This window comes from Pseudomonas sp. Z4-20 (assembly GCF_051131955.1).
In the GTDB taxonomy this organism is placed as follows: domain Bacteria; phylum Pseudomonadota; class Gammaproteobacteria; order Pseudomonadales; family Pseudomonadaceae; genus Aquipseudomonas; species Aquipseudomonas marvdashtae.
This window is the reverse complement of record NZ_CP071641.1, coordinates 2,819,564-2,843,658: the sequence shown is the minus strand read 5'-3', so window position 1 is coordinate 2,843,658 and position 24,095 is coordinate 2,819,564. Positions and strand designations below refer to the sequence as shown.

At 62.1% G+C, this 24,095-nt stretch carries 21 protein-coding genes and 2 pseudogenes; 9 read left to right on the top strand and 14 right to left on the bottom strand.

The features are described 5' to 3' along the window. Window positions 1-5 precede the first annotated feature (5 nt). Window positions 6-190 (bottom strand): annotated as a pseudogene (locus tag J3P82_RS12950) (OprD family outer membrane porin); the annotation flags it as partial. Window positions 191-603: 413 nt separating this feature from the next. On the opposite strand from J3P82_RS12950, the gene J3P82_RS12945 reads away from it, so the two are divergent. From J3P82_RS12945 to J3P82_RS12920, 6 genes are all read left to right on the top strand, one after another. Next, window positions 604-1,407 (top strand): putative hydro-lyase, encoded by an 804-nt coding sequence (locus J3P82_RS12945; RefSeq protein ID WP_434563642.1) that lies wholly within the window; start codon window positions 604-606, stop codon window positions 1,405-1,407. 138 nt (window positions 1,408-1,545) lie between these two features. After that, window positions 1,546-2,466: a LysR family transcriptional regulator gene (locus tag J3P82_RS12940; RefSeq protein WP_434563640.1), complete on the top strand. Its 921-nt coding sequence runs from the start codon at window positions 1,546-1,548 to the stop codon at window positions 2,464-2,466. Window positions 2,467-2,572: 106 nt separating this feature from the next. Further along, complete coding sequence (locus J3P82_RS12935; RefSeq protein WP_434563638.1) at window positions 2,573-3,952, top strand: UDP-glucose dehydrogenase family protein; 1,380 nt, start codon at window positions 2,573-2,575, stop codon at window positions 3,950-3,952. A 173-nt stretch (window positions 3,953-4,125) separates the two neighbouring features. After that, window positions 4,126-4,833, top strand: a complete 708-nt coding sequence (locus tag J3P82_RS12930; RefSeq protein WP_434563636.1) for an HPP family protein — start codon at window positions 4,126-4,128, stop codon at window positions 4,831-4,833. A gap of 123 nt (window positions 4,834-4,956) precedes the next feature. Continuing rightward, complete coding sequence (locus tag J3P82_RS12925) at window positions 4,957-6,063, top strand: enoyl-CoA hydratase/isomerase family protein (protein ID WP_434563634.1); 1,107 nt, start codon at window positions 4,957-4,959, stop codon at window positions 6,061-6,063. 3 nt (window positions 6,064-6,066) lie between these two features. Then, window positions 6,067-7,218 (top strand): acyl-CoA dehydrogenase family protein, encoded by a 1,152-nt coding sequence (locus tag J3P82_RS12920; RefSeq protein WP_434563632.1) that lies wholly within the window; start codon window positions 6,067-6,069, stop codon window positions 7,216-7,218. A gap of 191 nt (window positions 7,219-7,409) precedes the next feature. Here J3P82_RS12920 and J3P82_RS12915 read toward each other — a convergent pair whose 3' ends face one another. The 7 genes from J3P82_RS12915 to pssA form a co-directional block, all read right to left on the bottom strand. After that, complete coding sequence (locus tag J3P82_RS12915) at window positions 7,410-8,183, bottom strand: enoyl-CoA hydratase (protein WP_434563630.1); 774 nt, start codon at window positions 8,181-8,183, stop codon at window positions 7,410-7,412. A 13-nt stretch (window positions 8,184-8,196) separates the two neighbouring features. Beyond that, window positions 8,197-9,324 carry an acyl-CoA dehydrogenase gene (locus tag J3P82_RS12910; protein ID WP_434563628.1) on the bottom strand — a complete coding sequence of 376 codons (1,128 nt, stop codon included), beginning with the start codon at window positions 9,322-9,324 and terminating at the stop codon, window positions 8,197-8,199. A gap of 9 nt (window positions 9,325-9,333) precedes the next feature. Next, window positions 9,334-10,527 (bottom strand): acetyl-CoA C-acyltransferase, encoded by a 1,194-nt coding sequence (locus J3P82_RS12905; RefSeq protein ID WP_434563626.1) that lies wholly within the window; start codon window positions 10,525-10,527, stop codon window positions 9,334-9,336. Window positions 10,528-10,531: 4 nt separating this feature from the next. Beyond that, window positions 10,532-11,293, bottom strand: a complete 762-nt coding sequence (locus tag J3P82_RS12900) for an SDR family NAD(P)-dependent oxidoreductase (RefSeq protein WP_434563624.1) — start codon at window positions 11,291-11,293, stop codon at window positions 10,532-10,534. A 16-nt stretch (window positions 11,294-11,309) separates the two neighbouring features. Beyond that, window positions 11,310-12,974, bottom strand: a complete 1,665-nt coding sequence (locus J3P82_RS12895) for an AMP-binding protein (RefSeq protein WP_434563622.1) — start codon at window positions 12,972-12,974, stop codon at window positions 11,310-11,312. A gap of 168 nt (window positions 12,975-13,142) precedes the next feature. Further along, a complete protein-coding gene (locus J3P82_RS12890) occupies window positions 13,143-14,159 on the bottom strand; it encodes an AraC family transcriptional regulator (protein ID WP_434563813.1) in 1,017 nt (338 codons plus the stop codon). An 11-nt stretch (window positions 14,160-14,170) separates the two neighbouring features. Next, window positions 14,171-15,514: a CDP-diacylglycerol--serine O-phosphatidyltransferase gene (pssA, locus tag J3P82_RS12885; RefSeq protein ID WP_434563620.1), complete on the bottom strand. Its 1,344-nt coding sequence runs from the start codon at window positions 15,512-15,514 to the stop codon at window positions 14,171-14,173. 124 nt (window positions 15,515-15,638) lie between these two features. On the opposite strand from pssA, the gene J3P82_RS12880 reads away from it, so the two are divergent. Then, window positions 15,639-16,205: a TetR/AcrR family transcriptional regulator gene (locus J3P82_RS12880; protein WP_434563618.1), complete on the top strand. Its 567-nt coding sequence runs from the start codon at window positions 15,639-15,641 to the stop codon at window positions 16,203-16,205. A 111-nt stretch (window positions 16,206-16,316) separates the two neighbouring features. Continuing rightward, a complete protein-coding gene (locus J3P82_RS12875) occupies window positions 16,317-16,796 on the top strand; it encodes a DUF1348 family protein (protein WP_434563616.1) in 480 nt (159 codons plus the stop codon). 51 nt (window positions 16,797-16,847) lie between these two features. Here the strand turns inward: J3P82_RS12875 and J3P82_RS12870 are convergent, their stop codons facing one another. Next, window positions 16,848-17,918 carry a M42 family peptidase gene (locus J3P82_RS12870; RefSeq protein ID WP_434563614.1) on the bottom strand — a complete coding sequence of 357 codons (1,071 nt, stop codon included), beginning with the start codon at window positions 17,916-17,918 and terminating at the stop codon, window positions 16,848-16,850. Between the two features lie 247 nt (window positions 17,919-18,165). Between J3P82_RS12870 and J3P82_RS12865 the strand changes: the two genes are divergently transcribed. After that, window positions 18,166-18,567 carry a hypothetical protein gene (locus tag J3P82_RS12865; protein ID WP_434563612.1) on the top strand — a complete coding sequence of 134 codons (402 nt, stop codon included), beginning with the start codon at window positions 18,166-18,168 and terminating at the stop codon, window positions 18,565-18,567. A gap of 575 nt (window positions 18,568-19,142) precedes the next feature. Here the strand turns inward: J3P82_RS12865 and J3P82_RS12860 are convergent. The 5 genes and pseudogenes from J3P82_RS12860 to J3P82_RS12840 form a co-directional block, all read right to left on the bottom strand. Next, a pseudogene (locus J3P82_RS12860) lies at window positions 19,143-19,256 on the bottom strand (nucleoid-structuring protein H-NS); the annotation flags it as partial. A gap of 202 nt (window positions 19,257-19,458) precedes the next feature. After that, the gene (locus tag J3P82_RS12855; RefSeq protein WP_434563610.1) at window positions 19,459-21,882 is read right to left on the bottom strand and encodes a TonB-dependent siderophore receptor; all 2,424 of its coding nucleotides are present in this window, start codon (window positions 21,880-21,882) and stop codon (window positions 19,459-19,461) included. A 67-nt stretch (window positions 21,883-21,949) separates the two neighbouring features. Next, complete coding sequence (locus J3P82_RS12850; protein WP_434563811.1) at window positions 21,950-22,894, bottom strand: FecR domain-containing protein; 945 nt, start codon at window positions 22,892-22,894, stop codon at window positions 21,950-21,952. Next, window positions 22,894-23,403 (bottom strand): sigma-70 family RNA polymerase sigma factor, encoded by a 510-nt coding sequence (locus J3P82_RS12845; protein ID WP_434563608.1) that lies wholly within the window; start codon window positions 23,401-23,403, stop codon window positions 22,894-22,896. Before J3P82_RS12845 ends, J3P82_RS12850 begins: the two co-directional genes overlap by 1 nt. A 115-nt stretch (window positions 23,404-23,518) precedes the next feature. After that, entirely contained in the window at window positions 23,519-24,040 is a 522-nt protein-coding gene (locus J3P82_RS12840; RefSeq protein WP_434563606.1) for an SgcJ/EcaC family oxidoreductase, read from the bottom strand. Window positions 24,041-24,095: the final 55 nt, after the last annotated feature.

Below are 24,095 nucleotides of genomic sequence, written 5' to 3'. Positions count from 1 at the left end.
CCCACTCTTCGGCCTTGTCCCGCGCGCCCTCTTGCCTGAAATCACGGTTGAAGTAGAAGTTGCGGGCCTCCAGGCTGGCTTTGCTGTCGCCTGAGAAGTCGGCGTGGGCTATCGGCGCGCCGAGCAGGCCGAGGCCGAGCAAGGTGCCGGGCGGTGTGACGCGCCAGCAAATCGCGATGAAACGGGACATGGGGGTGCTCCTTTTTCTGAGCACGAGCGGTCCCTTCGGGGACGGCGTACGCACCTCGTTTATTGTGTGGGGCAGTGTCGTGGGGACGACGCGCCTGGCGGGGCGTCGTGGGGCGGATTCTTCCCAGCGGCGCATCAGCGCGTCAAACGGGAAAAGGGCACGCTTGGGCATAAGAAAATTTGATGCCCGCCCAGGCCTGAGCTGGAGTAACAATTGCAATCATAAGAACGATCAATCCAAGAGAAGCCCATGAGCCTCAAGTTCCTCGAAACCTTCGTCTGGCGTAGCGGCGCCCGGTCTGTCGAGCGTCGAATAACTTTTATTTGTCGGGGGGTACTGATTTTCCTTGTTGGACGCCGCCGCGCTGATTTTCTAAAAGGGTTCATTAGAAAAGGAACCATGGAGATCCCCAGATGAGTCCATCCGCCCTGTCATTCGAGCAATTGCAGCCCTGTACGCCCCAAGCCCTGCGCCAGAACATCGCAGCCGGTCGATACCACGGTCATACCAGCGGCCTGGGTCAGGGTCGGGTGCAAGCCAATATCGTGATCCTGCCGGGTGACTGGGCCAACGAATTCTTGCGGTTCTGCACACTCAATCGCCAGGCCTGCCCAGTGCTGGACGTGAGCGAACCCGGCGACCCGTTCCTGCGCAACTTGGGCGTCCCCATCGATATCCGCCATGAGGTGCCCCGCTATCGGCTGTTCCGTCACGGCGAACTGAGCGAAGAACCGCTGGACATCGAACACCTGTGGCAGGATGACCTGGTGGCCTTCGCCCTCGGCTGCTCGTTCTCCTTCGAGCAACCGCTGCTTGAGGCCGGTATCCGTCTGAGGCACATCGACTTGGGGCGTAATGTCGCCATGTTCCGCACCAACATTGATACCCGCCCGACCGCGCGGCTATCGGGCAAAATGGTCGTGAGCATGCGACCGATGAAAGCCGCCGCGGCGATCCAGGCGATCCAGATCACCGGGCGCATGCCCAACGTCCACGGCGCTCCAATACACATCGGCGACCCTGCGCTGATCGGCATTCATTCGCTGGACGCGCCGGACTACGGTGATGCGGTGCCGGTGGAAGCAGATGAAATACCGGTGTTCTGGGCCTGCGGTGTAACGCCCCAATCGGTGGTCCAGGCGTCTCGTCCGCCGTTGTGCATCACCCACGCGCCGGGTTGCATGCTGGTGACGGACCTGTGGAACAGTGAGTTGTAAAATCGAACGAGGCAGATTTTCAACCTGAAGGACACGCGATGAACACCGCTCAGTTATCGATCCAACACCTGATCAATCCCCTCGGCTCCGTTCGGGGCCCGGCTTGAATGCCCATGACCGCCGCGAGGTAGCGCCCCAGTGAATATCAAGTTTCTCGAAACCTTCGTCTGGGTCGCCCGCCTCAAGAGCTTTCGCCTCACGGCGGAAAAGCTGTTCACCACCCAGGCGTCCATTTCCAGCCGGATCGCGGCCCTGGAAGATGAAATGGGCGTGCGCCTGTTCGTGCGCGATTCAAAGGGCGTGTCGCTGACCTCCGAAGGCCAGCGGGTGCTGGAATACGCCGAACGCATCATGGACACCATGCAGAGCATGAAAGCGGTGATCAAGGATCCGCGCCAAGTGCGCGGGCGGATCCGCATTGGCGCGATGGACACGGTGATCCACACCTGGCTAAGCCCCTTGGTGACGCGGCTGATGGAGCGCTACCCGGCGCTGGAAATCGAGCTGACCGCCGACACCGCGAGTAACCTCTGCTCGCAGCTGGAAAAAGGCTACCAGGACATCATTTTCCAGACCGACATCCTGCGCCTGGACAGCGTGCGCAACACCCTATTGACGCGCTATCCCATGCATTGGGTGGCGCGTACCGGCTCCGTGTATGACCGGCACTACGCTTCCCTGGAGGATCTGTCCCAGGAACGTGTGGTGACGTTTTCGCGCAACTCACGGCCGCACCAGGACCTCCTGAACATGCTGCACTCGGCCAACGTCGTCTCGCCGCGCATCAACTGCGTGAATTCGGCTTCGGCCATCACCCGCCTGGTGCGGGACGGCTTTGGTATCGGCGCCATGCCGGCGGCGTTGGTGGTGGGCGAGCTGAGCCAAGGCACCTTGACCCTGGTGGACGGCGTGCCGCTGCCGTCGGTGATGGACATCATTGCCAGTTGGCGGACCGGCGCCGGCATGGAACGGGTTGAAGACATCGTCAGCCTGACGCGGGAGGTGGTCGACGAATTCATCGCGCAACTGCCGGCGCAATACCGTCTGCACGAAGGTTAGCCGCCGTACCTGTCAGTGAACTGCAACATCCCCGCCCTATCCTGAAACCTGCGCACTGCGGCGAGCCGCGGGTTGCGCCTGCTCGGGATGGTCCAGGGAGTCCGCCATGAAAATCAGTGTGTTCGGCAGTGGTTACGTTGGATTGGTGCAAGCCGTCGTGTTGGCCGAAGTGGGCCATGACGTGGTGTGCATGGACATTGATGCGCAGAAGATCGAAACCCTGCGCCAGGGCCAGGTCAGCATTTATGAGCCAGGGTTGGCGGCGCTGATGCGCGAGGGGCTTGAAGCCGGGCGCTTGCATTTCAGCTGTGACGAACAGGTCGCGGTGGAACATGGCCAGGTGCTTTTCATCGCCGTCGGCACCCCATCCCGGGACGACGGTTCGGCGGATCTGCGCCAAGTCCTGGCCGTCGGCGAAGCGGTCGCCCGTTATCGCGAACGGCCCGTCGTGGTGGTGGAGAAATCCACCGTGCCGGTGGGCACCGGCGATGTCCTGAGGGCCCACATCGACAAATGCCTGCTCAAGGCCGGGCGTTTGCTGCAGTTCGATATCGTCTCCAACCCCGAGTTTCTCAAGGAAGGCTCGGCCGTCGCCGATTGCCGCCGCCCGGATCGCATCGTCATCGGTTGCGAGCGCGCGGAAGTACGCGAAACCATGCGCGAGCTGTACGCGCCGTTCAACCGCAACCACGACAGGATCCTGTTCATGGACGTCCGCAGCGCCGAGCTGACCAAATATGCGGCCAACGGCATGCTGGCGACCAAGATCAGCTTCATCAACCAGATCGCCGAACTGGCCGAACACTTGGGCGCAGACATCGAGTCGGTGCGTCAGGGGATCGGCGCCGACTCACGCATCGGCTATCACTTCATTTATCCAGGGTGCGGCTACGGCGGGTCCTGCTTTCCCAAGGACATGCGTGCCCTGATCCACACCGCCGAGCAAGCGCATTGCTCCAGCGACCTGCTGCAAGCGGTGGAAACCGTCAACCTGCGCCAGAAACACAAGCTGTTCGAACGCATCAACGCGTTCTATAACGGCGATCTGCGGGGCAAGACTTTTGCGCTGTGGGGCCTGGCCTTCAAACCCAACACCGATGACATGCGCGACGCCCCCAGCCGCACGCTCCTGGAGTCGTTGTGGGCCGCCGGGGCCAGCGTCCGTGCCTTTGACCCGGAAGCCATGCAACAGACCCAACGGCTTTATCCCCATGAATCGAAACTGATGCTCATGGGCACGCCGGAATCGGTCTTGGCGGGGGCCGACGCGCTGATCATCTGCACCGAATGGCAGTCGTTCAAGGCGCCGGATTTCCAACTGATCCAGCAACGACTCAAGGCGCCGGTGATTTTCGATGGTCGAAACCTCTACGACCCGGATCGCATGGCCGACAAAGGCTTTACCTATTTCCCGATGGGCCGAGGACAATCGCGGGACTTGCCCATCGCCCAGCAGGCATGGTTTGAAGCGTCCAAGCGCGCGTGAGCCGCCTTACATCAAAATAACTGCACTCAAACAGCATTAATATGAATTTGTAAGCGAAGGTGGCGAACGGCACACTGTGCACTGTTCCTCCCCCAACTGTTGGAACACTTAAAGGGCTTTCAGGGATTCTCCCGTAAGCCCCTTTTTTTGTTCGTTTTTCGGATCGTCGCTTAATGTTTTCTCGCTGGTTCCCCGCTGCCATCAATACCCGTCCCACCGAGTGGAGCCGCGCCGCCATCGGCATGGCTCTGGGGACAATGTTCAGTGTCTGGCTCTGTGGCCAAGTGTTTGGCCTGGAAGTGGCGCAACACCTGATCGGCCCACTCGGGGCCTCGGCCGTGCTGCTGTTCGCGGTCTCGTCAGGTGCCCTCGCCCAGCCCTGGTCGATTTTCGGCGGTTATCTGTGCGCGTCGGTCCTGGCCTTGCTGGTGGCCCATGTGCTCGGCCGCACGCTGGGCAGCGCTTGCCTGGCCGCCGGCATGGCGCTGGTGTTGATGTGCTGGCTGCGTTGCCTGCACCCTCCGGCGGGAGCCCTGGCGGCGACGTTGGTGCTGGCCGACCACTCCATCGTTGCGCTGGACTGGCAGGCGCTCGGCGCTGCAATGCTGGCCGGCTCCGGCCTGCTCGCCTTTGCGTTGGCTTACAACAACCTCACGCGCGTGCGTTATCCCAAGCGCGCCAGCGAACCTGTAGCGGTCATACCGGCCGACCATCCTCCCGTCGATCGCCAGGCCATTACCGCGCAAGACCTGCAAATGGCACTTGAGGAAATGGAAGCGTTTTTCGACGTAACCCCCGAAGATCTCGAACAATTGATCCACGCCAGCGAGCGTTACGCCAAGCGTCGCAGCATCACGGAGGTGCTGTCGGGTCGCGGCTGAGCCTGTGGCTGCTATAAATATGCATGAAGGACCTGCATGTATCCCGGTTGTGCAATGCAAATTTGCGCTGTTACGATCCCGATACGCGCGACTAAATTTACAAAGAAAAGCAGGGAGTTAGCGATGACAGTTCAGGTTTCATCCCAAGCTGCGGACGGTATCGAAACCGCACCTTACGAAGTGCTGGTCGAGGTCCGTAATCACATCGGCCATTTGACCCTGAACCGCCCCGCCGGCCTCAATGCCCTCACCCTGGGCATGGTGCGCAGCTTGCAGGAACAACTCGATAGCTGGGCCAGCGATCCGCAGATCCGCGCCGTGGTGCTGCGTGGTGCCGGCGACAAGGCGTTTTGCGCGGGCGGCGATATCCGCTCGCTGTACGACAGCCACAAGCAGGGCGACACCCTGCATGAAGATTTCTTCGTCGAGGAATACGCCCTCGACCTGACGATTCACCACTACCGCAAGCCGATCCTCGCGCTGATGGACGGTTTTGTGCTGGGCGGCGGCATGGGACTGGTGCAAGGCGCCGACTTGCGGGTGGTGACCGAACGCAGCCGGCTGGGCATGCCCGAGGTCGGCATCGGTTACTTCCCGGACGTGGGCGGCAGCTATTTCCTGCCGCGCATCCCCGGTGAGCTGGGCATCTACCTGGGCGTCAGCGGCGTGCAGATTCGCGCCGCAGACGCGTTGTACTGTGGGCTGGCCGACTGGTATCTCGACAGCCGCAAGCTCGCACAGCTCGACGAGCGTCTCGATCGCCTGGAATGGCACGACGCACCGCTCAAGGATTTACAAAGCCTGCTCGCCAAGATGGCGGTGCAGCAGCTCCCTGCCCCGCCCCTGGCCGACTTGAGGCCGGTCATCGATCATTTCTTCGCGCTGCCCGATGTGCCCAGCATGGTCGAGCAGTTGCGCCAGGTCACGGTCGCCAACAGCCATGAATGGTCGCTGAAGACCGCCGAACTGCTGGAAACCCGTTCTCCCTTGGCCATGGCAGTGACGCTGGAGATGTTGCGTCGCGGCCGTCGCCTGAGCCTGGAAGACTGTTTTGCCCTGGAACTGCACCTGGACCGCCAATGGTTCGAGCGCGGAGACCTGATCGAAGGCGTGCGCGCCTTGCTGATCGATAAAGACAAGAATCCGCGCTGGAATCCGCCGACCCTGGAGGCGCTGGACGCCGATCATGTGGCGAGCTTCTTCGACGGCTTCGACTACCACGGGAATTGAATCATGCATGACCTTGAGCTGACCGAAGAACAAGTGATGATCCGCGACATGGCTCGTGATTTTGCCCGTGGCGAAATCGCGCCGCACGCCCAGGCCTGGGAAAAAGCCGGCTGGATCGACGATGGGCTGGTGGCGAAGATGGGTGAACTGGGCCTGCTGGGCATGGTGGTGCCCGAAGAATGGGGCGGTACCTATGTCGATTACGTGGCCTACGCCTTGGCCGTGGAAGAAATCTCCGCGGGCGACGGTGCGACTGGCGCACTGATGAGCATCCACAATTCGGTGGGCTGCGGTCCGGTCCTGAATTTCGGCACCGACGAACAGAAAAAGACTTGGTTGGCTGACCTTGCCAGCGGCCAGGCGATTGGCTGTTTCTGCCTGACCGAACCCCAGGCCGGCTCCGAGGCGCACAATCTGCGCACGCGGGCCGAATTGCGCGACGGCCAATGGGTCATCAATGGTGCCAAGCAGTTCGTCAGCAACGGCAAGCGAGCGAAACTGGCGATTGTCTTTGCCGTGACGGACCCGGATCTAGGCAAGAAAGGCATCTCGGCGTTCCTGGTGCCGACCGACACCCCTGGGTTCATCGTTGATCGCACCGAACACAAGATGGGCATTCGCGCGTCGGACACCTGCGCGGTCACCTTGAGTAACTGCAGCGTACCCGAGGCCAATCTATTGGGCGCGCGGGGCAAGGGCCTGGCCATCGCCCTCTCCAATCTCGAAGGTGGTCGCATCGGTATCGCCGCCCAAGCCCTGGGCATCGCCCGAGCTGCCTTCGAAGCGGCCCTGGCCTATTCGCGCGACCGGGTGCAGTTCGACAAGCCGATCATCGAGCACCAGAGCATCGCCAACCTGCTGGCCGACATGCACACTCGCCTGAACGCCGCCCGACTGCTGATTCTGCACGCCGCACGACTGCGCAGCGCCGGCAAACCCTGTCTGTCGGAAGCCTCCCAGGCCAAGCTGTTCGCCTCGGAGATGGCCGAAAAGGTCTGCTCCTCGGCGATACAAATCCACGGTGGGTATGGCTACCTCGAGGATTATCCGGTGGAGCGCTATTATCGCGATGCGCGGATTACCCAGATCTACGAGGGTTCGAGCGAGATCCAGCGGATGGTCATTGCCCGAGAGCTCAAGCACTACCTGGTGTAAAGCTTTCGCGAGTTCAATCGCGCAGGCAATCAAATTCCCGTGGCGAGGGAGCTTGCTCCCGCTCGGCTGCGCAGCAGTCGCAAATAGGTCAATGCGGTGCACCTGAAGAACCGCAGGGGCCTGCTGCGCAGTCCAGCGGGAGCAAGCTCCCTCGCCACGGGGGGCAACCCCGCCCCACCGTAGACCTGATTTTACTTGTTCTGGAACTCCGCGGCACGCTTGGCCACGAACGCGGCCATGCCTTCCTTCTGATCCTGCGTGGCAAATGCGGCGTGAAATACCCGGCGTTCGAAACGCACGCCTTCCGACAGGCTGACTTCAAAGGCGCGGTTGACGCTTTCCTTGATCATCATGCTGATGGGCACGGATTTGGACGCAATCAAGGCCGCGGTTTTCAATGCATCGTCGAGCAGCTCATCAGCCGCAACGATGCGCGCGACGATGCCGCAGCGCTCCGCTTCGAGCGCATCGATAAAGCGCCCGGTCAGGCACATTTCCATGGCCTTGGCCTTGCCCACCGCACGGGTCAGGCGCTGGGTGCCGCCCATGCCCGGCAACACGCCGAGGTTGACTTCCGGTTGGCCAAACTTGGCGTTATCGCCAGCCAGGATGAAATCGCACATCAACGCCAGCTCGCAGCCGCCACCCAGGGCAAAGCCATTCACGGCGGCAATGATCGGCTTGCGGCGGTTAGCCACCCGGTCGCTATCGCTGAACAGGTCGTCCAGATAGATCTGCGGGTAGGTCAGGTCGGCCATTTCCTTGATGTCGGCACCGGCGGCGAAGGCTTTTTTCGAGCCGGTCAGGACGATGCAGCCGATCTTCGGGTCGGCTTCCAGACTGTCCAACGCTTGGTTCAGCTCGCTGACGATCTGTGCATTCAGGGCGTTCAATGCCTGGGGACGGTTGAGGGTGATCAGGCCGACGCGGTCCTTGATCTCCAATAGAATCGTTTCGTAATTCATGCGTGGCTCCTGTTCAAAGATTGCGCGAAATGACCATGCGCTGGATGTCGCTGGTGCCTTCATAGATCTGGCAGACCCGCACGTCGCGGTAGATGCGCTCCAGCGGGAAGTCGTTGAGGTAACCGTAACCGCCCAGGGTCTGCAACGCCATGGAGCAGACCTTCTCGGCCATTTCCGAAGCGAAGAGCTTGGCCATGGACGCTTCCACCAGCGCCGGCTGGCCGTCGTCGCGCAGCGCGGCGGCATAGTGGACCATCTGCCGCGCCACGGCGATCTGGGTCGCCATGTCGGCCAGGCGGAACGCCACGGCCTGGTGCTCGATGATCGGCTTGCCGAAGCTTTGCCGTTCGCGCGCATAGTCGCGAGCGGCTTCGAACGCTGCCCGGGCCATGCCCACCGACTGCGCGGCGATGCCGACCCGCCCGCCTTCCAGGTTCGCCAGGGCGATCTTGTAGCCCTCACCCTCCTCCCCGAGCCGATTGCCCACTGGCACCTTCACGTCCTCGAACAGGATCTGGCAGGTGTCGGAGGCGTGCTGGCCGAGTTTGTCCTCGACCCGCGCCACGCTGTAGCCCGCAGAATCGGTGGGCACGATGAAGGCACTGATGCCGCGCTTGCCGGCGCTCGGGTCAGTGACCGCAAACACGATCACCACCCCGGCGTTCTGCCCGGAGGTGATGAACTGCTTGCAACCGTTGAGCACGTAATGGTCCCCCTCCAACCGCGCCCGCGTCTTGAGGCTGCTGGCGTCCGAGCCAGCCTGGGGCTCGGTCAGGGCGAAGGCGCCGAGCATCGCGCCGCTGGCCAGGGGCGTGAGGAATCTAGCCTTTTGCTCATCGGTGCCGAACTTGAGAATCGGCACGCAACCCACCGAGTTATGCACGCTCATGATGGTCGAGCAGGCACCGTCGCCAGCAGCGATTTCTTCCAGGGTCATCGCATAGGCCAGGTAACCGGTGTCACAGCCGCCCCACTGTTCCGGCACCAACATGCCGAAAAAGCCCAGCTCGGCCATTTCAACGATGGCTTCGCGAGGAAAGCGATGTTCACGGTCCCATTCGGCGGCGAACGGTTTCAGGCGCTCCAGGGCGAACTGCCGGGCCATGTCGCGGATTTGGGTTTGTTCGTCAGTCGCAAGCATGGTGATTCCTTAATACAGGCATTCTACGGCCATGGCCGTGGCTTCGCCGCCGCCGATGCAAATGGCCGCGACGCCGCGCTTGAGGCCTTTCTGGCGCAGGGCCGACAACAGGGTCACGAGAATTCGCGCGCCGGACGCGCCGATCGGGTGGCCCAACGCGCAGGCGCCGCCGTGGATGTTGAACTTGTCATGGGGAATTTCCAACTTGTCCATAGTCACCAACCCCACCACGGCGAAGGCTTCGTTGACTTCGAACAGATCGACCTCGTCCAGCGACCAGCCGGTCTTACCCATCAGTTTCTTCACCGCACCAATCGGCGCGGTCGGAAACAAGCCTGGGGCGTCGGCAAACGCCGCATGCCCATGAATGACCGCCAGCGGCGTCAAACCGCGCTGTTGCGCCTGGCTCTGGCGCATCAGCACCAGGGCCGCGGCGCCATCGGAAATCGAACTGGCATTGGCCGCCGTCACGCTACCGCCTTCGCGAAAGGCCGGCTTGAGCGTGGGAATCTTGTCGATGCGCGCCTTGGGCGGCTGCTCGTCGTGACGCACGGTGACCTGCTCCTTGCCGACCATGACCTGCACCGGCACGATCTCGGCGTCAAAACTGCCGTCCTTTATCGCCTGCTGGGCGCGGGTGGTGGACGCGATGGCAAAGGCATCCTGGGCTTCGCGGCTGTAGCCATTGGTTTGGGCGCAGTCTTCGGCGAAGGTGCCCATCAGACGGCCCTTGTCATAGGCGTCTTCGAGGCCGTCGAGGAACATGTGATCGAGCACTTTGCCGTGGCCCATGCGCAGGCCGCTGCGGGCGCGGTCCAGCAGGTACGGGGCGTTGGACATGCTCTCCATGCCGCCGGCGACCACGACGTCGGCGCTGCCGGCGACGAGCATGTCATGGGCGAGTATTGCCGCCTCCATGCCCGAACCGCACATCTTGTTGAGCGTGGTGCAACGGGTCGATTTGTCCAGCCCCGCGCCCAGCGCCGCCTGGCGTGCCGGCGCCTGGCCCTGCCCCGCGGCGAGCACGCAACCGAACAGCACTTCTTCAACCTCCTCCGGCGAAATGCCGGCTCGCTCCACGGCAGCCTTGATCGCGGCGGAACCGAGTTGCGGTGCGGTGAGGCTTTTCAGTTCGCCCTGGAAGCCGCCCATTGGGGTGCGGACGGCGCTGACGATGACAATCGGATCGTTTGACATGAGCATTCTCCTACTTGGCTGCCATGCGCAAGGCACCGTCGAGACGGATCACCTCGCCGTTGAGCATGCTGTTTTCAATGATATGCCGGACCAGCGCCGCGTACTCGGCGGGTTTGCCCAGGCGCGGCGGAAACGGCACTCCGGCTGCCAGGGATTCGCGCACCTCCGGAGTCATGCCGGCCATCATCGGGGTCTCGAAAATGCCGGGGGCAATGGTCATCACGCGGATGCCGAAGCGTGCCAGTTCGCGAGCGGCGGGCAAGGTCAGGCTGGCAATCGCGCCCTTGGATGCCGCGTAGGCGGCTTGGCCAATCTGACCGTCAAAAGCGGCCACCGACGCGGTATTGATGATCACTCCGCGCTCGCCGTCGGCGCTGGCCTCGGTCTCGGCGATGGCCGCCGCCGCCAGGCGCAGCAGGTTGAAGCTGCCGATCAGGTTGACGTTGATCACCTGGCTGAAGCTGGCCAGGGCATGCGGGCCGTTCTTGCCGAGGATCTTCTCGCCGCGCACGATACCGGCGCAGTTCACCAGGCCATTCAGTCCACCGTACGCATCGACCGTGGCCTTGACCGCCGCTTCAGCCGCGGCTTCGTTGCTGATGTCCGCGACCACGCTGCGGCAACCGAGCTTTTGCGCCTGGGCGGCCACGGCCTCGGCGTTGAGGTCTACCAGCATGACCTTGGCGCCGGCCTTGACCAGCATTTCACCGGTGGCCGCACCGAGGCCGGAAGCGCCGCCGCTGACGAGGAAAATCTTGTTGTTGATCTGCATCATGGTTTCCTTGGGTTCAAGCTGAAACGTTCTTCGCCATTGCCTCTTGAGCCTTGGCGATTTCCTGGTTGCGCAAGATAAAGCGCTGCAATTTGCCGCTTGGGGTTTTCGGCAAGTCGCTGACAAATTCGATTTCGCGGGGATAGGCATGGGCCGCCAGGCGCTGGCGCACGTGCAGGCGCAGTTCCTCGGCCAGCTCCGGCGCGGCGCGGTATTGGGCGCCGAGCACCACGAAAGCTTTCACCAGCTCGGTGCGTTCAGGGTCCGGTTTGCCGATTACCGCGGCCTCCACTACTGCCGGGTGTTCGATCAGCGCGCTTTCGACGTCGAACGGACCGACGCGGTAACCGGAGGTGGTAATCACATCGTCGCTGCGCCCCACGAAGCTGATGCTGCCGTCGGGGTTGAGCTCAACGGTGTCGCCGCTCAGGTAGTAATCGCCGACGAAGGCCTTGGTCGGTCCGCCTTCATACCCGGCGAACCAGCACATGGGCGACTGGCTGCGGTCGACCGCGAGAATGCCTGGCTGGGCAACGCCCAATTCCCGGTGGTTTTCGTCCAGCACCACGATCCGATGGCCCGGCGAGGCAAAACCGGCAGCGCCGAGGTGCACCGGATGCTCCAGGCCATGGTGATTGCACAGGACCATGCCCAATTCGGTCTGGCCGTAATGATCGTGAATGACCACGTTCAGGTTGTCGGCGAACCAGCGGATCACCTCCGGATTCAGCGGCTCACCGGCGCTGCTGACGATGCGCAGCTTGCCCTTGATCGACCGGGCGAACTGCTCGCCGCCGGCGATAAGCAGGCGATAAGCCGTAGGCGAGCCGGCCAGATTGGTGATGCCGTACTTGTTGATGATTCGGCAGGTGCTTTCCAGGGTGAACGGACCGTCGTAGAACGTAATCGGATGTCCCATCGCCAGTGGCCCGGTTACGCCGAAATAAATGCCATAGGCCCAGCCCGGGTCGGCGACGTTCCAGAACGCGTCCTCGGGCCGCAGGTCCACGGCGTCACGCATGTAGTTCTGAAACGCGACGATGGCCTTGAGCGGCACCGACAGCGCCTTGGCCGGCCCCGTGGTGCCGGAGGTGAACATCAGCAGGAACGGATCCTCGCCGGTCAGCATCAGCGGTTCGCACTGGTTTGAGTGGTTGGCCAGTTCGGCCCAGAAACTGAAGTCGCCGCGAACAATGCCCTGGCCCTTGTCGCCGCCGACCGTGACGAGGGTCGGGCAGTCGGCAACCTCATTGAGCTTGGGCCGATTGCTGGCGTCGGTCACCACCACCCGCGCGCCCGAGCTGGCGAGGCGGTGCTCGATGGCCTTGGGGCCGAACGCGGTGAACAGCGGCTGGTACACCGCGCCGATACGCCAGGTGGCGAGCACCACGATCAACAGTTCCGCATTGCGCGGCAACAGGCCGGCAACCTTGTCGCCCTTGCCTACACCCTGCGCCCGCAGGAAATTGGCGAAACGCGCCGCGTTGTCCTGCAGGTCGCGGTAAGTCCAGGTCGCGTCGCTGCCGTCACGGCCCTCCCAGAACAAGGCGATGCGCCCCGGCAACGCGTGGCGATCGCAACATTCGACGCAGGCATTGAGCGCTTCGAGCGAGCCGTGCAAGGCGGCATTGACGGTGTGCAGGTAATCGAACTGCGAGGTGGCGGACGAGTAATCGCGCATGACCAGAATCCCTCTGTACTTTTTATTGGTTGGGGGAACCGTGAATAGCAGGGAAATACTCGCGCCGAAGGGCCTGGGCGGCAATGGTCAAAGCCATCAAATTGCTTGACTGGTTTGGCCATGGTGTCGGGGAACGGTTGGCAGCAGGGCTGTCAACACAGGACTGGGTCAGCTGAGGTCGTTGAGAATCAACGTGCGATAGTGCCCCGGATTGGACCCGGACCATTTGCGAAACGCCTTGTAGAACGAACTGGCATCGGCAAACCCCAGGCGCGAGGCGATTTCGACGAAGCTCATAGCCGGCTCGGCCAGCCAGGCGATTGCCAACTCCTTGCGCACGCTGTCCTTGAGGCCTTGGTACGTCTGCCCCTCCTCCGCCAGGCGGCGGCGCAGGGTCGAGGCGGAAACGCACAGCTGCTGGGCCAAAGCCTCGGTTTCCGGCCACTGTTCGGCAGGCAACTGGCGCAGGTCATGGCGGATGCGGCTGGAGAGGCTTTGCGGGTCGCGGTACTTGACCAGAATGTTCGCCGGGGCTCGAGCCAGGAAGCGCTTGAGTTCCTCGGGGCTGCGGCGAATGGGCAGGTCCAGGCAGTCGGCGGCAAAGATCATCCGAGTGCGGGGCCGGTCGAAGCGCAGGTTCTGGGAGAACATGACACGGTAGTCGTCGCAGAAATCCGGCGCCGGGCAGCGCAACTCGACGGACAGGATCGGAATGCGTCGCCCGGCCAGCCAGCAGGCCACGCCATGGACAATCATCCAATAAGTGAAGTAGGTAAACGCCCGGCGCGGGTCCTGCTCGTCTTCCAGCAGGACGATTTCCGCCAGGCTTTGCTGGCGGACCCACTGGGCCGGCAGGTGTTCGAGCATCAGCGACAGAAAACCCAGCCCCGCGGTCAGCCCGGCTGCCAGCGTTGGCTGGGCCATGGTGCACTGGCACAGGAAGGCCAGGCTGCCGGACTTGAGCTTGCGCGGGTCCATGCCGAAGAATTCGTCGTCCAGACGCCTGGCCAGCAAACGCCAGAGCTGCGCATAGGCGTGGGCCGGGACTCGCGCCTGGGCATCGTTGAGCAATGCCGGGTCGATGCCCACCTTACGCAGCACCTCGTCGGTCGCCACGCCGGGGGCACAGCTTTGCAGCAGCGCCTCGCGCACCAAGTGGATGGAAATGGTGTCTTTTTCCAGCATGGCGCGGGCGGTCACAGAATCCGGTAAAGCAGACGCTCTATTCGCACCCGGCTGACGCGCTTGAGGAACTTGCCCACCGCCGCCGGATAGTCCGGCAGGGTTTCCAGGTCCAGGTAGCTTTCGATCCGGCGGGTGTGCCGATAGATCTGTTCCAGCTCAGTCTGTCGCGGCCCGAGCAATTCGCCCTTGGGGTCGTCAAGCAACAGGGCATTTTCCAGGTCCAGGCGAAAGGCCCGCGGGTTGAGATTGTTGCCGGTGAGCAAGGTGTAGCGCTCGTCGACCCACATGCCCTTGAGGTGGTAGGTATTGTCGCCGTCACGCCACAGATGCAGGTTCAACTGGCCGCTGTCGATGTAGCGCTGGTGGCGCTTGGCGAAGCGGCGCAGGCTGATTTCGTACAAATAAGGCAACGCCGCGATGATCTTGAACGGCTCGCTGGGCGGAATATAGAAATCGTTGGCGCTCTTGTCGCCGACGATGATATCGATCCGCACTCCGCGGGCCAGCGCACGATTGATTTCCCGAGTCACGGCCAACGGCAGATTGAAGTAAGGCGTGCAAATCGTCAGTTGCCGACGGCTGCTGTCGATCAGCTCGCCAATCACCCGACTCAGCGGGTTGTTCTTGCCGACGCCCAGCAGCGGGCTGACCGACAGGCCATTCTTATCGAGGCTGCCGGCCGTGGTGTCGTACGTCGCGTATTTGAGGCGACTGCGCAGGTCGCCGATGTCGTTGCGCAAGCTGCGGGTGCTGGGCAGGTTCGGCAGGTCGAGGCGATGCACGGCCTTGGAGGTGATCAGGCCGTGTTGCACCAGGTGATGCATCGAATCGGCCAGCGCAGTGTTGTGCAGCAGGTGGTAGCGGTCGTAGCGGTATTTGTCGAATTTGTGCAGGTAGACGTTGTTCAGGCTCGCGCCGCTATAGAGCACGCAATCGTCGATCACGAAGCCTTTCAAGTGCAACACGCCAAACAATTCGCGGGTCTGCACCGGTACGCCGTAGATCGGCACTTCACTGGCGTGGCTACGGGTCTGTTGCTGATACCACGCCGAATTGCCCGGCTGTTTCTTGGCGCCGATCAGGCCGCGCTGGGCACGCAGCCAGTCCACCACCACGACCACCTCCAGCCCGGGGCGCGCGGCTTTGGCGGCATGCAAGGCATCGAGGATTTCCTGGCCGGCCTCATCCTGTTGCAGATACAGCGCCACGATGTAGATGCGCTGGGTGGCCTGGGCGATTTTTTCCAGCAGGCAACGGCGGAATTCGGCGGCACCATCAAGGATGGTCACGGCCTCGGCGGTGAGTGCAAAGCTGCGCAGCTTGGGCAGCAGGGAGCGTTTGAAAAGCGACGGCATAGGGCTCGCAAAAGGTCGAATCCGAAGAACCGATGAGCTTACACCATGATGCGAGGGTTTGGGCCTCCCCGTGCCGACGAAAAAATATTTGACCATGAAGAACGATCGTTCTACTGTTGGCCGCATGAACAAAATCACTGGCAATGAAACCCGAGACATCATCCTCGACGTCACCGAAAAGCTGATCTACAGAAGTGGCATCGCGGCCACTGGCATGGATCTGCTGGTGAAAACCGCCGGCGTCTCCAGGAAAAGCATCTACCGCTACTTCGCCAACAAGGAGGACCTGGTGGTCGCGGCCCTCAAGCGCCGTGACGAACGCTGGATGCATTGGTTCAGCAGCGAGGTGGACAAGGCGCCGACGCCGGCTGCACGGTTGCTCAATCTATTTGCGGTACTCAAGGGTTGGTTCGCCAGCGAAGGCTTTCGCGGCTGCGCATTCATCAACACCAGCGGCGAAACCGGCGATCCGCAGGACCCGGTCCGCCAAGTGGCGAAGCTGCATAAGCAGAAGCTGCTCGACTACGTCACCCGCCTGTGCGTTGACCACGGCGTCGAACAGCCGCAGGTACTGGCCCGGCAGGTGCTGATCCTGATCGACGGCGCCATCACCCTAGCCTTGGTCATGGGCGATCACGACGCCGCCGATCAAGCGCAGGACGTCCTGAAAACCTTGCTGGCTGGACAATAAGCGACACGCGTATCCGCAGGATTCGTTCGTAGGACCGCCGTAAAAACTACGCTGTAAAAACACGCTTTATAAACAGTAGTGCAACTCATCATTCCTTATTGGAGATAAGCCATGTCGTCCTCTGCTGAAGCTCGCCCGCCCCTGCCGCCCTTCACCCGCGAAACGGCCGCTGAAAAAGTTCGCCTGGCCGAGGACGGCTGGAACTCTCGCGATCCGCAAAAGGTTTCGCTGGCCTACACCCTCGACACGCAATGGCGTAACCGCGCCGAGTTCGTCCACAGCCGCGAAGAAGCCAAGGCTTTCCTGAACCGAAAATGGGCCAAGGAATTGGATTACCGACTCATCAAGGAACTCTGGGCGTTCACGGACAACCGCATCGCCGTGCGTTATGCCTATGAATGGCACGACGACTCGGGCAACTGGTTCCGCTCCTATGGCAATGAAAACTGGGAATTCGACGAGAACGGCTTGATGGCCAACCGCTACGCCTGCATCAACGACTTGCCGATCGAGGAAAGCGAGCGCAAGTTCCGCTGGCCGCTGGGACGTCGCCCGGACGATCATCCGGGGCTGTCCGAGCTGGGGTTATAAGGCCTGAACCGTGGGAGCAAACCGTGCTCCCACGCTCAGCTCGGTGGCGTGTCAGCCACCTGCGCGATCGAGCAGAAACTCCAGCAACGTCGCCGCGCAGGCCTCGATACTGCCGTCCACGATCAGTTCATAACCGTGGGTGTTCTCGGTCGGAATCGCAATACAACCGCCCTGGGCTGAAATCCCGCTGCTCATGATTGCACTGGCGTCGCTGGCAAAATCCACCAGCAGCGCGAACTGCGGCGTCAGCCCGCAGCGTTTGCCGGCCTGGTACAACTGATCGACCACATCGCGGTTGTAACAGCCGTTCTGATCGCCTGTGTTGATGATCGGATCGACGCTCAGGCGAGTCGCGTACTCCGCGACCACCGGCCCAACCTCAACCGCCACCGTGACATCCCCAGGCAAATGGCTGGCAGCGTAGAGCGCGCCGGCATTGGACTCTTCTTCCTGCGTCGTGAAGACGAAATACACGTCGCCCGCCAGCTCTTCACGACGCGCGGCCAATAACGTGGCGGCCTGGATGGAGGCAACCATGGGCGCGCGGTCATCGAGGAAATGCGCGGCCAGGGCATCGCCAACCCGAAATGGCCGGCGCCAATGCTGGCTCAACACCACCCGCGTCCCGGGACGCACCCCGTGCGCTTGCAATTGCTCACTGGAACAACGGGTGATGACATGGACGTCGCCCCAATTGACGTTGCCCGACAGCACATCCGCGCCCTGGTGGGTTTCGCCCGTGCTGTGCATCGACCCGAACGACAGCACGCCAGGAATGAAATCCCGGTCGCCAAGAATGTCCACCGGGCACACCCCGAAATTGATCGGATTGGCACCGCCCAGCGCCACCACCCGCAAGGTGCCGTCGGGCTCGATGCGTTTGACCAGCATGGCGATCTCATCCAGATGCGCCATGATCCTGATTGGCGAATTGGACCTGGCAGTCGGACGGGCTCCCTTGATCAGGCCGACGACATTGCCGGCCGGATCGACCCAGGTTTCGTCGCAGTGCGGCTTGAGCTCGCGCAGACAGATATCACGCACTTCCTGCTCTTGCCCGCCAGGCCCGCGGGCCATCAGCAGTTCTTCCAGCAGCGCTAAGGTGGTCGGATTGGGTTGCATCGAATGAGGTCTCCTTTTTACCGGGCGCGGCCGCCTGACGAAGCGGGCCGCGACGTGTCTGTCTTCTTGAGCCCGCCTGGCGCTGAAAAATTTGATCGGATCCTGACGAAACTGACGAGCGGGGCCTGCCGAGGTGCGGACAAGTGGCCTCGCGGGAGGGTTGACCGGCGCGGCGCCAAGCATCACATTGCGTGGAACACCCCTATGCCAAAGACGATTTTGTTGTGTTGCAGATCTTGTGGAGCCCATGACCGCGTCGATACCCATCCGTCCCCCCTGCCCGCCTGGCGTCTGTGATTGTGGGCGTGATGCGTTGCTGCAAACGCCGGGCAGCGATTTGCGCATCCTTTGCCTGAATCGCCAGGAAGAGAAACGGCTGCTTGAGCGGTTGGAGAATATCGAGAGCCTGGATGAGCTGGAGCGGTTGCAACAGCGGTTGTTTGAGAATCTGGGGGTGCGTTTGACCATTGAGCCTGGTTTTAACGAGGTGCGGACCATGCGGGGTATTGCGATCGAGTTTGATGAGCAGCCTGGGCTGTGCCGCAAGATTCGCCAGTCGATTCCGGCGGCGATTCGTCGAGGGCTGGAGAAGCGGCCTGAGATTGCCTGGCGGTTGTTGGATTCGCGTGATTTGTTTGGTGGTGGTTGAGGGTTTTCGCTCGGTGTGCATATCCGTTGCTGCGGTGATGGCTGCTGGCGGTTTCGCTTTGCGTGTATATCCATTTCTTCGGTAACGGCTGCTATTGGTTTCGCTCTTACAGCGAGTCACTTTCGAAAAGCGCGAAAGTAACCAAAGCGCCTTTGCCCCACCACTTGGTGCCTCGCTTAGGCTCGGCATGCCTGAACGAAGGCATTGCTCCGTGGGCCGCCGCGAAGGGCCATCCATGGCCCAGCGCGGCTAACCCGGCATCCATGCCGGGTTGCCCACTGCGCAATACCTTCGTTCAGCCAGCGTGGTTAATGGGGCGCCGAGATCAACGTCCGCCGCGAGGCGGCCTTAGGGCCGACCTGTTTCATGGGGTACGCGTTTCTTCTGTGGCAACTAGTCTTGTTGGCGAAGGCGGTGTTCAATGGAAGACACGCACGCGGGTTTGCCTCTTCCAAATTCATGTGAAAGATCGGGCTTGCGATCACGGTGGTTCAATCAGATATGCTCCGTCATCGCCCGAGCAACCTCATTCCATCAGGATGAATGCGGTCATCAAGGAAACAGGCCGGCTCTAAGGCCGCCTCGCGGCGGACGTTGATCTTGGGCGCCCCGTTAACCACGATGGCCGAACGCAGGCATTGCGCAGTGGGCATCCCGGCATGGATGCCGGGATAGCCGCGCTGGCCCATGGATGGGCCTTCGCGGCGGCCCACGGAGCAATGCCGGAGTGAGGGCATGCCGAGCCTTAGCGAGGCACCAAGTGGTGGGGCTAGAGCGCTTTGGTTACTTTCGACTGGGCCGGCTTCCGGGCTCTATCGAAAGTGACTCGCTGTAAAAGCGAAACCATAAGTAGCCATCACCAAAAAACGGATATACACACCATCAAAGCCCTCAAAAATCCACCGTAGCCGATACCAGATAAGTCCGCGGCGTAGCCAACGTCAACCCAGGCTCACTGTCATCCGAAGCCCCCGCCGAACTCCAATATCGCTTATCCGCCACATTCTCGACATTGGCCCGCAAGGTAATGCGCTTGTCATCCACCTTGAAGGCATAACGCGCCCCCACGTCAAAACGCTCCCAGGAATCAATCTCCTTGGTATTGGAAGGATCCAGATACTGCGAGCTGGAATAAATACCCCGACTGGTCAAGGTCAAACCCTGCACCGTCGGCACGTCCCACTCAGCCCCGAGATTGACGTTGTATTGCGGCGTGGCCGGTGCCCGGTTGCCATCGAAAGCGGGGTTGGTGGTATCGGTCAACTTGCTGTCGATGTACATCACCCCACCCAGCAGTCGCACGCCTTTGATGGGCTCACCGAACACACTCAATTCAGCACCGGTGTTTTCGCGCTTGCCGTTCGGGCCGAAGTCGTTCGTCGTGGCGTCGGTCGCGTAGGCCGGCTGCTTGATTCGAAACACCGCGGCGGTGATCGCCAGCGCTCCGGCGTCGTACTTGGCGCCAATCTCGACCTGGCGGCTGATGAACGGCGGGAATATTTCATCGCTGTTATCGGCAGACGTCGGCGCGATCTTGCCTTGGCTCAGGCCTTCCATGTAGTTGGCATAGAGCGACAGCTTGTCGGTGGCCTTGAACAGAATCCCGCCTGACGGCGAGACTTTTTCTTCATCGTAGGCCGTACGGCCTTTGACGCCGTCGGACCAGTCGTCGACCTCCACGCGTTGCCAGCGTGCGCCGAGGGTCAGCAGCAGCCGGTCCTCGAAGAAACCCAAGGTGTCGGACAGCGCCACGCCGCTGAAATGGTTCTCGGTGTAGACCTTGGCATCCGGGCGCGTAGGGATGTTCGGCGTTGGTGTCGGTACCGGGTCGTAGAGGTTGCTGCGGCCATTGGCGTAGCGGGCGCCGCCGTTTTCAAAGTCCATGTAGAAGTAGCTGGCGGCCAGGTTGAGTTCATGGCTCACCGGGCCGGTCTGGAACCAGTTGCGCACCCCGGCGTTGGCCGTGCGGACGTTTTCGTCCCGGGTGAAATCACGGGGCGATACGGTAAAATCGCCAGCGGCATTGCTGACCACCACGTTGTGCCGCAGGAAGTCATGGTTGCTCTTGCGCGCCCCGGCACCGCCGTAGAGCATGACCGAATCGTTGACATCGTATTCGGCGTTCACCGCGCCGAAGGTGTCCTCGGTGCGCGCCTTGGTCCAGTGCTGCGCATAGTTGCGACTGACATCACTGGCACGGGGAACCGGCGCGGTGGCGGCCACCTGGACGCGTTCCTGTGGCGCGTCGGTATCTCGTTCGGTGTGCCCGATGTCCGTCGAGAGTCGCAGGCGTTCGCCGCGAAAGTCCAGGCCCAGCACGGCCATCTGGCGGTCGACGCTCTGGTGGTCCCAATCCGTGTCGCCGGACTGTTTCACACCGTTGAAACGTACACCGAACTGGTTGTCCTCGCCAAACCGTCGGCCGACGTCCACGGCCGCGCCGGGTTGGCTGTCGGAGGCGTAGCTGCCCGTGACGGAGGTGATGGGCTTGTCGGTGGCGCGCTTGGGCACCACGTTGATCCCGCCGCCGATGCTGCCGCGCGGCGAAATGCCGTTGATCAATTGGGTCGGGCCTTTGAGGATGTCGACGCGATCGGCCATTTCCATGTCGATCGTGTAGGTCGGCAGCACGCCGTAGAGACCGTTATAGGCAACGTCACTGTTGAACAGGCTCAACCCGCGGATGGTGAATTGCTCATAGCGGCCACCCGCCGGGTTGGTGGCGCGCACCGAGGGATCGCTGGCGACCAGATCGCCCAAGGTCCGCGCTTGCAGGTTCTTGACCGTCTCGCCGGTGTAGGTGGTCATGCTGAACGGCGTTTCCATGAAGTCTCGCGAACCGAGCAAACCCTGGGAACCGCGACGCGCCACTTGCCCGCCTGCGTACGGCTCGCCTCGCGCCGCATCGGTGGCGCCAAGAATCGAAGTCGGCGCCAATTGCAGGCTACTGCCCTCCGGCGCCGGCGTGAGCGTATACGCTTGCTCACCGACCGGTTGCAGTTGCAGCCCGGAACCTTGCAGCAAGCGGGCAAAGCCCTCCTCCACGCCATACTCGCCAGCCAACCCGGTGCTGTCGCGACCGCTCACCAAGGCCGGGTCCACAGAGAGATTGACCCCGGCCAGCCCGGCGAAGCGGGTCAGCGCGGCGCTGAGGCTGCCGGCCGGCACCTGATAGCTGCGCCGGGCGTTGTCTTCGGCCAGACTGGAAGAGCTGAAAAATGGACTGGCGCTCAGGCTCAGCATGAGGCCCAGGTTCAACAACGGACGCCGGCCAGCCATGGCCAGGCGCAACTGCGGAGTGAGTACTGCGGACATTGAAGAGCGCTCTCGTTTTTGTTCAGTTGCCATGGATGACAAGCGAGACAAAAAAAGGGGACAGGTATCAGGCGATATTTTTGCGCCGGGTCACGGTGACCCAGTAGCGAGTGCGCATGTGCACTTCCAAGGGCAAGCTGGCCGAAAGCAGCGCGAGGATTCGATCGGTGTTTTCCAGACGGAAACTGCCGGTGACCCGAAGCGCTTCCAGGTCCTGGTCCCAGCGCAACACGCCCGGGCGATAACGGTCCAGCTCTCGAAGGAAGTCGCCCAGCGGCTGGTTCTGTGCCGTCAGTACCCCGTCACGCCAGCCCATTTGCACGACGTCGAAACCGCTGATCGGGCCCACGCCGGCGGCTTGGACATGGACCCGCTGGCCTTGCTCCAGCCCCAGCGTTGGCCCGTGCGATGGCTGCACTTGGACTGAACCGCTGAGGACCGACACTTGGCAGGTCGACTCATCCAGACGGATACAGGCTTCGCCTCGGTTGACTGTGATGACACCGTACGGAGCTAGTACCGCCATTGGCTGGGCGCCAGAAACCTTGAGGGCGATTTCGCCGCGTACCAGCACCAGGCGACGTGCACGAAGGTCGAGGTCCACGGCGCTGTCGGTGTTCAGTTGCAAGGCGATGCCATCGGCCAACGTCCAGCGACGCTGCTCGCCGGTGGCGGTGTGCAGGTCGGCACGCCAGGCGTCCAATGGCAATTGGCGTCCCAGCAACCAGGCGGCGGGCATCACCGCGGCGACGCCCAAGGCGCGCTTGAGCACGGCGCGGCGTGCCAACGCGGGACGATCAAGCGTTGCCATGCCCAGCGAAGGCGGAACCTCGGTGAATCGTTGGCGCAAGCGCTGGGCTTTTTGCCAGGCGGCTTCGTGCTCGGCGTCGCTTTCGCGCCAGCGTTGCAGCGCAGCGTGATCGACCCCCTCCTCGCCCGATTCGATCTTCGCCAACCAGCGGGCCGCCGCCCGGGCGATTTCACGGGCTTGGGGCGACGGTGCCTGGCGAATCAAAACTCCACCAACAAGCAATGCTCATAGGCCAGGGCCATGTAGCGCTTGATGGTGCGCTCGGACACCTGCAAGCGCTCGGCGATTTCCCGATAGCCAAGCCCTTCGAGCTGGCTCCATAAAAAAGCCCGCCGCACCAAGGGCGGCAGGCCGTCGAGCAGTTCATCGAGTGCATGAAGGGTTTCCAGCAGCAACCAGCATTGCTCCGGGGACGGGACGCAGGCTTCAGGCAAGCTCGCCAAGGCGTCGAGATAGGCCTGTTCCAGGTTGCGACGGGTGTAGAAGTTACTCAGGAGTCGCTTGCCCACCGTCAGCAGATAAGCACGTGGTTCGTGCAAGTCGGCCAGGGGTTGGGCGCTGGACAATACCCGCAAAAACGTATCCTGGCGCAGGTCGGCCGCATCCCAGGCGTTGCCCAGACGCCGCCTCAGCCAACCTTCGAGCCAACCGCCGTGGTCACGGTATAACGCATGAAGGGCGTGCTCCGCCGGCTTAGCTGCATCAAGCATGTGAAGAGGCCCTGGGCAAGAATGTCTTAAATGAGACTGATTCTAATTAATATCCGCAGGCTAATCCAAGGGTTTAATGGCTCGATGTCGAACACGTCGGGTGGAACCAGCCACTTTAGTGACTGGCATGCAGCGTCTTGGGCACTTCGGGCATGGCCGAGGAATGATGGTTGATGATCTTCCACTGGCCATCGAGACGCTCATAGAGGAAGGTATAGCGCGCCTGGACTTCTCGCTGGGTGCCATCGGCCTGGGTCAGCGTGAACGTGTAGACGCCGCTGTCCATCGCCGCGTCTGGCCCCAGGTGACGGATCTCCCGGTAATTGATCACGCCGACAGGCTTGGCCGCCAGGAAGTGGTCGAAGTAGTCCTGGATCTGCGCCGGCGTGCTGCGCACCTTGTTCGACACGGTCGGTTGCAAAATCGCATCCGGGGCGTAAAGGCCGGTCACCGCGGTGGCGCTGCCGGTTTGTAACGCGGCGTTCCAACGGTCGAACAGCCCAGCGATTTCGCGGTCATTCACGTTCTGCGGCTGCTCGGCCACGGTGCGATAGACGAAGGGCGCAGTCTCCGCGGCATGGACAAATGGCGCAGCCAGCAGGAAAAAAGCAGTCAGGGCACAGGTTTTCATTTTCATCGTTGCGTTCCTTTGGGTTTCAATGAGCCCACTTTGCCGGCGTTCGCTGTGCTCT